The following is a 4245-nucleotide window of genomic DNA, read 5'->3' as shown; positions in this document are numbered from 1 at the left end:
CCTACGGCAGAGAAGGTCTCGGAAACGATGGACCGGATACCACGTCCGCAGCCGAATCGAGGCGAAGATGCCCTCGCCGGTGCGCTCGAACCGGTGGCGCTCACCGGCTTGGCTCAAGGCCTTCGGCGACCGCATCGCCGCCAGAGACCCGGACCGCCAAACCGCCGAAATCCAGAGCCGAGTGGCCGAGGCTGTGTCAAAACCCTGCATTGTGCTACGATTCCGTGAGAGCGGGAGGACCGGCATGGCGGGTTTCATCGAGGGCGTGCAGCGTGGCCAGACGGTGCTTTTTCCCGACCGCCTCGAGGACTGGATCGGCGAGGATGACATGGGGTCCGTGTCGTCGATCTTTTCGTCGAGGAACTCGACCTGCCCGGGCTTGGGTTCATGCGCGCGGCGCCGTCCCGGACAGGGCGGCCCGGATATCACCCCGCAGTTCTCCTCAAGCTTTTCATCTATGAATACCTGAACCGGATCCCCTCCAGCCGCCGCCTGGAACTAGAAGCCGCGCGCAATGTCGAGGTGATGTGGCTGACCGGCCGTCTGGTCCCCGATCACAAGACGATCGCCGAATTCCGCCGTCAGAACGGCGCCGCGATCCGCAAGACCTGCGCCCGGTTTGTCGAACTGTGCCGCCGGATCGGGGTTCTCAAGGGGGATGCCGTCGCCATCGATGGTGAGCCAAATTCAAGGCGGTGAACAGTGAGGCCCGAACGCCATGGGTTCGAGCGAGGGCCGAACCGACAAGAACTTCACCAAGAACAAGATCGTCAGCCGCCTTGCCCATCTCGAGGCCGATGTCGCCCGCTACGTCGACGTCATGGTGCGGATCGACCGGCAGGAAGAGGGCGAAGCCCGGGCCGAGAAGGTGGCCCATCTTGCCCGTCGTTGCGGCCGTATCCGGCAGGAGATCGCACGGTTGCAGGCGATGGAAAAAGCGCTCACTGACGCGCCAGATGGCCAGATTTCTCTGACCGATCCCGACGCCCGCGCGATGGCGACCAGTGCCCGGCACAGCGGCATGGTCGGCTACAACGTGCAAAGCGCAGTCGACACCGAGACCCATCTGATCGTCGCGCAGGGGGGCACCAACCAGGGTTTCGACCGCGATCAACTCAGCCCGATGGCGATCGCCGCCAAAACCGCCCTGGGTCGTGAAGATCTGAACGTCCTCGCGGACAAGGGGTATTTCAGCGGCGCCGAAATCCTGTCGTGTCCCACCGCGGGCATCACCACGACGGTGCCGCGTCCCGCGACCTCGGGCAATGCGGCCAAGGGGTTGTTCGTGAAGGCCGATTTCCTCTATGACCCGGCCCGCGACGTCTACACCTGCCCGGCCGGCAACGAACTCATCTATCGCTATACCCGCGAGGAAGGGGGGCTGCAGGTTCGCCGGTACTGGATCAACGGCTGCCAGACCTGCCCCGTGAAAGGTCGCTGCACCTCCGGCACGGAGCACCGGATCACCCGCTGGGAGCACGAGCCTCTGATCGACGCCATGCGGGAGCGGTTGAGCCGCGACCCGGATCCGATGACACTGCGCCGCTGCACGGTCGAACACCCCTTCGGCACGATAAAGGACTGGATGGGTTCCACCCATTTCCTGACCCGCCGCCTGAAGAACGTGCACACCGAGAGGACGCTGAACTTGCTGGCTTACAACATCAAGCGGATGATTGCTCTGGTCGGCATCCGGAGGCTGATGGAGGCGATCCCGGGGTGAAATCTCGGAAGAAAGCCGTTTCGCGGGCCCCAAAAGAAAGCCCGGCAAGCGATCCCGACGGCGACCGGATCAAATGCCGCCTTCGGGGCGCCGAACCCGCAGAGGCACCCGCGCGCGTCATATGCCAGCCATCTGGCCGAGTTTTGACACAGCCTCGGCCCTCCTCAACCGCTTCAACGCCCTTGGAAAAGCCGAGATCTTCCGCGTGGCATGATGAAATCGGGGAAAGAGGCTGTCTCGTCTCAAGCCGCTGTTGCGCAACATGTATAACCGCCCCTTGCGCAAGAGGCTTTCTGGATCGGTTTTGCGCGCTGTCGGGTGCTGACATGTATCCGGCCTCAGTTACGGCCATCTCCATGCCGCGGGCCTGTATGGTGTTCGCGGATCAGGTCCCAAATCAACGCCGCGTGCTCGAAGGCACTTTGTTGCAGGCTGGTTCCTCTGATCCCGTCTCACGACCGTTGCGCCAAACCGTTCCTTGCCCTCTTCCGCTCCGACGTCCTCGCGACCGACGGTGGCTTATGCCGCCGCGACCGGAGATTGGTAGACGCCGCCCCGGGCCATCAGGGCCCAGACGATCCGCGCTATCTTGTTCGCCAGCGCCACACGCACCAGCATCGGCGGCTTGCGTGTCAGCATCCCGCCGAGCCAGGTGCCCGGCCGGGCCGCAGCATGGACGTGCCGCTTGATGATGACGCTGTTGGCGCCAATGATCAGAAGCCGCCGCAAGGATCGCTCGCCCATCTTCGTCATGGTCCCGAGGCGCTGCTTGCCCCCGGTGGAATGCTGGCGGGGCGTCAGGCCGAGCCACGCGGCGAAGTCGCGCGCCTTGCGGAAGGTGTCTGGCGGCGGCGCGAGGACCGCAAGAGCCGTGGCGATCAGCGGCCCGATCCCGGGAACAGTCATCAGGCGCCGCGCGACCTCGTTCTCTTTGGCCCGGCGAGATATCTCGGCATCGAGCTTGCCGATCTCCGTCTCAAGATGGGTGAGAGCCCTAACCTGCACCTTCAACGTGGCAATGGCATCGGCGGGCAGGCCGCTCTCCGGGTCCTCGACGATGGCGATCAGTCGTGCAGCGTTCGCGGCACCCTGCGGCACGATTTGCCCGAACTCGCCCAGATGGCCCCGGAGCGCATTGATCGCCTGCGTGGGTTGCCCGATCAGCAACTCGCGGATGCGGAAGACCATCGCGGCTCCTTGGGTCAATTCGCTCTTCACAGGAACAAAACGCATCGTCGGACGCATGGCTGCTTCGCAGATCGCCTCGGCGTCGGCGGCGTCGTTCTTCTGGCGCTTGACGAAAGGCTTCACATAGGTCGGCGGGATCAGCCGCACCTCATGGCCCAGCTTGCCGATCTCGCGGCCCCAGAAGTGGGCACCGCCGCACGCTTCCATCGCCACCACGCACGGCGGCAGCTGCCCGAAGAAAGCCAGCACCTGGTCCCGTCTCAGCTTCTTGCGCAACACCGCACGCCCCGAGGCGTCAGCGCCATGCGCCTGGAACACATTCTTCGCTAGGTCGAGCCCGACCGTGATAATCTCGTTCATGACCGCTCCCCTCTGTGGATCGTTGCAGACCCACCTTGGCACACAGATGCCGTCGGGGGGCGGTCACATCATCAATGCCCATCGACACCAGAGGGAAAGCGGCGATGGCTTTCGCCTTGGGGGCATCCCTGCCCGTTTACAAGAAGGGGCGCTTCCCCTCCCGAACCGTGCCGAAATCGTCTGCGCCTTGGGCAACGGATCGGGCAGGTTTCATCGTGCGTCTCTCCTCCGGGCGAAGCCTGCTTTCGGCCCCGGACATGACGCTGATCGAAGCGGCCGTCATCCGCAGCGAGAGACGGCGGCCGGGCATGGCGGCACAGAGAGCGTCGATCCTCCCCACGCCGACGCGACGCGCGGGAGACGGGCATCGCGCGCGCCGCACCATCAATTCGCCAACCCGCACAGCCGACACTCTCCGACCATTGAGAGCAATCTTATGCGGAAGTGGCGTCACCGCGGATCGCGTGTGCGCTCGAAATGTGGCATTCGCATGCTGCGCAGGTTCCGCGTTGCAGGCTGTCGAAGACGCGCCTGCGCAGCATGCGAATCCCGAGCCGTGGGCCCCAAGGCGCTTGGGATCGGCGGCGATGGTCAGAACCGTCTCGGCCGAGGCACGGAACACCAGGTCATAGACTGCCTTCCTGCGCCAAAGTCTGTCGGACCATTGACGTTCCATTGGCTCACCCTGGCATTTGGGGCAATGCCGGTTCTTGCAGGAATTACAGGTGACATGCCGATGGCCGCAGCTGGCGCAACCGGCCACATGCCCGGCCTTTGTGGAGCGCGTTTCGCTCACGTCCCGGGCCTTTCGCTCGAAGGCGATGGGGCTTTGGAAGCCGCGTGATGAGGGCCGCCTGACGGGGTGTAGAACCCGTCGACGTTTTTGGCGACGGCGTTTCGGCCTGCTGGCGGGATTGCCAGGCGACCGGCCAGATCCGCTCCGATTTGATGGTCTTGACGAAGGTTGCCACCCT

Annotated in this window: 1 protein-coding gene and 3 pseudogenes; 2 read left to right on the top strand and 2 right to left on the bottom strand. The window is 64.5% G+C overall.

Features of this window, described 5'->3' with window-relative positions; all coding sequences use genetic code 11:
* Together FBT96_RS19115 and FBT96_RS19110 are read left to right on the top strand one after the other, a co-directional pair.
* Positions 1-187: pseudogene (locus tag FBT96_RS19115) on the top strand (hypothetical protein); the annotation flags it as partial.
* A 57-nt stretch (positions 188-244) separates the two neighbouring features.
* Positions 245-1723, top strand: a pseudogene (locus tag FBT96_RS19110) (IS1182 family transposase).
* Positions 1724-2242: 519 nt separating this feature from the next.
* Here the strand turns inward: FBT96_RS19110 and FBT96_RS19105 are convergent.
* Together FBT96_RS19105 and FBT96_RS19100 are read right to left on the bottom strand one after the other, a co-directional pair.
* Positions 2243-3271, bottom strand: a complete 1029-nt coding sequence (locus tag FBT96_RS19105; protein ID WP_136909476.1) for an IS110 family RNA-guided transposase — start codon at positions 3269-3271, stop codon at positions 2243-2245.
* A 559-nt stretch (positions 3272-3830) separates the two neighbouring features.
* A pseudogene (locus FBT96_RS19100) lies at positions 3831-4040 on the bottom strand (transposase zinc-binding domain-containing protein); the annotation flags it as partial.
* Between the last annotated feature and the right edge of the window lie 205 nt (positions 4041-4245).

The sequence above is a fragment of the Rhodobacter capsulatus genome (genome assembly GCF_005144475.1).
Classification (GTDB): domain Bacteria; phylum Pseudomonadota; class Alphaproteobacteria; order Rhodobacterales; family Rhodobacteraceae; genus Rhodobacter; species Rhodobacter capsulatus_C.
Note: the sequence above shows the minus strand (reverse complement) of the source record. Positions and strands in the feature narration are given on the sequence as shown.